The 4,297-nt window shown below is 62.8% G+C and carries 5 protein-coding genes; all 5 read right to left on the reverse strand.

From position 1 onward, the window contains the following. Positions 1-106: proline racemase family protein (locus EN742_RS26090; protein WP_189375597.1), on the reverse strand; the 106-nt coding region annotated here is incomplete at its 3' end. Positions 107-157: 51 nt separating this feature from the next. Next, entirely contained in the window at positions 158-1,489 is a 1,332-nt protein-coding gene (locus tag EN742_RS26095; protein ID WP_127405282.1) for an FAD-binding oxidoreductase, read from the reverse strand. Further along, positions 1,486-3,003 carry an aldehyde dehydrogenase gene (locus EN742_RS26100; RefSeq protein ID WP_126056442.1) on the reverse strand — a complete coding sequence of 506 codons (1,518 nt, stop codon included), beginning with the start codon at positions 3,001-3,003 and terminating at the stop codon, positions 1,486-1,488. Before EN742_RS26100 ends, EN742_RS26095 begins: the two co-directional genes overlap by 4 nt. Beyond that, a complete protein-coding gene (locus EN742_RS26105) occupies positions 2,996-3,907 on the reverse strand; it encodes a dihydrodipicolinate synthase family protein (protein ID WP_127400359.1) in 912 nt (303 codons plus the stop codon). Before EN742_RS26105 ends, EN742_RS26100 begins: the two co-directional genes overlap by 8 nt. A gap of 150 nt (positions 3,908-4,057) precedes the next feature. Further along, positions 4,058-4,297 (reverse strand): CBS domain-containing protein (locus EN742_RS26110; RefSeq protein WP_210214480.1); only part of this gene is annotated, 240 nt, incomplete at its 5' end.

The following is a 4,297-nucleotide window of genomic DNA, read 5'->3' on the forward strand; positions in this document are numbered from 1 at the left end:
GCCTCTCGGCGATCGGGGCGTGGGGCAGCAAGGGGCCACCCCCTGCAACGAGCCGAACCGGATTGCCGCACGTATGGGAATCGATGCAGAAGAAGCTGCGGCGCATGATCTCTCTCTTTGCCGTACCGGCTCAACTTTCACATTGCGCGGCCAGGGCTCATCCTTCGCGGCCAGCACGCAATTCCTGCAAACGGATCACGGCGTTCACGCCGAGCCACGCCAGCGGCTCGGGCGGCAGCCTTGCCGGTTGTGGCTGATCCGAGAATTTGTCGAGCATCTCGGAGCGGGCACCGGTCGCCAGATCGGCGGCCATGACGCCCGCGAGCGTGCTTTTGACGGTCCCAAGACCGTTCTCGCAGCATGCCGAATAGAGGCCCTCTTCGATCTCGCCGAAGGCCGGGACATGGTTGCGGCTGAGGCAAAGCCGACCGGCCCAGACGTATTCGAACGGCACGTCCTTAAGGTCCGGAAACCTCGCATCCAGCGAAGCCCGCTGCTCGGCGGCGATACCGGCTAGACGCTTTTCGCTGACTTGAACGGCCCAGTCATAGGTAAACCGGGTTCTGATTACGATGCGCGAAGATCCATCGCTGGAAATCTTCCTGACCGTTGCGCCCATCGGGTCGGCCGGAAGCAAGGCCCACCTGTCCTTGCCCGTCGATTTCGATGTGAAGGGGGCGGTCATCGACGCATAGGTGAAGATATGCATCAGGCGGCCGCGGAAGTAGCCGAAGTCGTCGATGTGGCCGTTGACGCCCAGGATCACCTTTGGAGCGGTAACGGTCCCATTGCGCGAGAACGCTTTCCAGGTCCTGCCGAGGCGTTCGAGTTTCAGCACCGGCGAGCGCTCGAACATGTCGACTTTGGAGGCCAGGCCCGCAGCGAACCCGCGAATATAGTCGGCGGGCTGGATCATCACGGTGCCCGGCGTATAGAGGCCGCCCAAATAGTAAGACGAGCCGGTCAACTCCCGCATCTCCACGGCATCGAGGAAGCGGTGCTCCTCGCCGATGGCCTTTAGCGAGCGACCATAGTTGGCATTGAGCGTCATGCCGCGCCCCGTCGCCGCGGCATTGATCTTGCCCGACGGATCGAAGGTGCGCGCGGCCATGCCGTATTCCGCCGCCGCGTCAGCGGCGAAGGAAATCGCGAAACGGTTCTGGGCGATCTCGGCCCTGGTTTCGGCTTCACCGGCAACGGAGTATTCGCCCGACGACAGATTGTGCGGGACGTCGATCATGTAGCCCGAGTTGCGGCCCGCCGGACCCTTGGCGATTTCTGCTGCTTCCAAGAGGACGATCTTGTCTCCGGGTCGAAGCTGGGCGAGGCGCCGCGCCGCCGAGAGGCCGGCGAAGCCGCCGCCGATGATCAGCCAGTCGGCCGAAACGTCGCCTTCAAGCGCGCGGACCGGGAAGGATCGCTTGCTGATCGCCTCCCAGCCCGAGGTTCCGGATTCCGCCGGGAGACGCTTGACCACAAGGTCACTCATCTTACGGTCTCGTCGACCGAACGATCCGAGACGTCGATCCAGACCGTCTTCAACTCGCAGTAGTTGTCATGCGCGAAGACCGACTTGTCGCGCCCGCCGAAGCCGGACTCCTTGTAGCCGCCGAACGGAGTGGTCGCATCGCCTTCACCGAAGCAGTTGACGGTGACAACACCGGCGCGGATTTCGCGCGAAAGCTTGATCGCCTTGCGCAGGCTCCCCGTATAGACGGACGCGGTCAGGCCGTAGTTGGTGTCGTTGGCAAGCGCGATCGCCTCAGCCAGCGAATTGAATGTCGTGACCGAGAGGACCGGACCAAAAATCTCTTCCTGGAACAGCCGGCTCGAAGGGGTGACACCGTCAAAGACCGTCGGCTCGACATAGATGCCTTTCTGCGTGCCGCCGCCGTGGGCGACCGTGAGCTTTTCGGTCTTTGCATCGGCGAGAAAGGATTTCACCTTTTCGAAATGGCTCTTGCTGACCAGTGCGCCGATGCGGTTTTCCGGGTCGAGCGGATCGCCGGTCTTCCACTCGCGCATATAGGCGCCGATCCGCTGCAGCAATTCGTCCTTGATGCTGGCCTGGACGATAAGCCGCGACGTGGCCGAGCAATTCTCGCCCATGTTCCAGAAGGCTCCGTTGACAACCTGCTCGGCGACCAGGTCGAGATCCTCGGCATCGTCGAGAACCACCGCCGGGTTCTTGCCGCCGCATTCCAGCACGACGCGCTTAAGATTGGAGTCCGCCGCGTAGCGCAGGAAGCGGCGCCCGGTCGGCGTCGATCCGGTGAAGGCCACCATGTCGACGCCCATGTGCATGCCGATCGGTTCGCCGACATCCTTGCCGCCGCCAGGCACGACATTGAAGACACCGGCCGGAATACCGGCCTCGTGGGCCAGCTCGGCGACACGAAGCGTCGTCAGTGTTGTCTCCTGGGCGGGCTTCACGACCACCGAGCACCCGGCGGCCAGCGCCGGCCCGATCTTCCAGGCCAGCATCAGCAGCGGAAAGTTCCACGGCAGGACGCAGCCGACCACGCCGACCGGTTCGCGCACGACCATGGTCAGCGCCTTCGAGCCGACAGGCGCCGTGTTGTCGTAGAGCTTGTCGATGAGCTCGGCGTGCCAGCGCAGGGTATGGATCGTATCCGGCACGTCGACGGTCTGGCATTCGCGAATCGGCTTGCCGCTGTCGAGGCTCTCCATGACCGCAAGCTCGTGGCGGTTGCGCTCCAAGAGCTTGGCGAATCTGAGGAGGACGGCCTTGCGCTCCGCGGGCGAGAGGTGCTGCCAGCGGCCGTCATCGAAGGCTTCCCTGGCCTTGGCCACGGCGAAATCGACATCGGTTGAATCGCAGGCGGCGATCTCGGCAAGCGTCTCGCCGGTAGCCGGATTTGTCGTCTTGAATGTCTTGCCGGAATTCGCCGGACGGAATGCCCCATCAACAAAGGCGTTGGTCGGGAATTGGATCTCCGCGGCGAGCGCCCTGTATTCGGCGGCGGTCAAAGGCTCATGCATGGTTTGCTCCTGAAGTGATCTGGGCGACCGTGCGCTTCAAGGTGGCGACGACAGTCTGCAGGGTTCGCTTTTCTTCTGAGTTGAGAGGCCGCAGCGGCGCACGAACGCCACCTGCCTTCAGGCCGATCAGCTCACATCCATGCTTGATCGATTGGACGAATTTTCCACATTCGAGGAAATCCATCAGCGGCAGCATCGCGGTCATGATCGCGCGGCCCTTGTCGAAATTCTTCTCGAGCACGCACGCCTCGTAGAGCGCGACGTGCTCGCGCGGGAGAAAGTTCGAGCCGGCACAGACCCAGCTCCTGGCGCCCCAAGCGAAGAATTCGAGGGCCTGGTCGTCCCAGCCGCAGGACAGCGAGATGTGCGGGAACTTGCGGGCCAGCCGATGCAGATTGCCCATGTCGCCGGAGCTCTCCTTGATGGCGACGACATTCCGGGATTTTCCGATGCGGGAGAAATACTCCTCCCCCATCATGACACCCATGCGCGCCGGGTAGTTGTAGAGCATGATCGGGAGGTTCGCGGCGCGGTCCACAGTGAGGGCATGAACCGAATTCTCGCGCTCCGTCGGCAAGGCGTAGGGCGGCGACGATACGAGGATCGCGTCGGCGCCGATCTCTTTCGCCGCCTTGGCGTATTCGACCGAGTCTTCGGTCCTGATAGCACCCGTGCCGATGATGAGGGGGATGCGGGTGCCAATCACCTTCTTGGCGTAGGCGCCGAGAGCGAAGCGTTCCTGGGTGCTCTGGGCGTAGTATTCGCCGGTCGATCCGCCAATGATGATGCCGTGCACTTTGGCTTCAATAAGTGACTCCAGAACGTCCGCGAACGCGGCGTTATCGATCCGCCCATCGGGGCCGAGCGGCGTGATCGCCGGTGTGTAGATGCCTTCGAATTTCAAGATAGTTCTCCGTCAATGGAATGGCGGTTTCGGCCAATGCGTCATTCGGCCCTTCTGCGAGCTTTCTTGTCAAAGCGCCCCGGCAAGCCCCGGAGCGCTTATCCCGTTCGGAACGTTCATCAGCGTCCGGAGGACGCTAATTGCGTATCTTCACGCGGCCGACCCGGATGATAGAGCCGCCGTGATCTGCCGCAGGGAAATCAACCCGAGCGGCTGGCCGCTGTCTGCGGTGACGAAGGCCGCGTCATAGGAAGAGTTGGTTAGTTCCTTGGCGGCGATCTCGAGCGTCAAGCCGGACTTCAGCTTCGGCAGCGGTCTGCTCTCGGATTGCGGCGGCGGCTCCATGACAGCGTCGACCTTGATGCAGCGGCCGCGATTGACGTCCTTGAC

Origin of the sequence: Mesorhizobium sp. M4A.F.Ca.ET.020.02.1.1 (assembly GCF_004022645.1) — a bacterium.
Classification (GTDB): domain Bacteria; phylum Pseudomonadota; class Alphaproteobacteria; order Rhizobiales; family Rhizobiaceae; genus Mesorhizobium.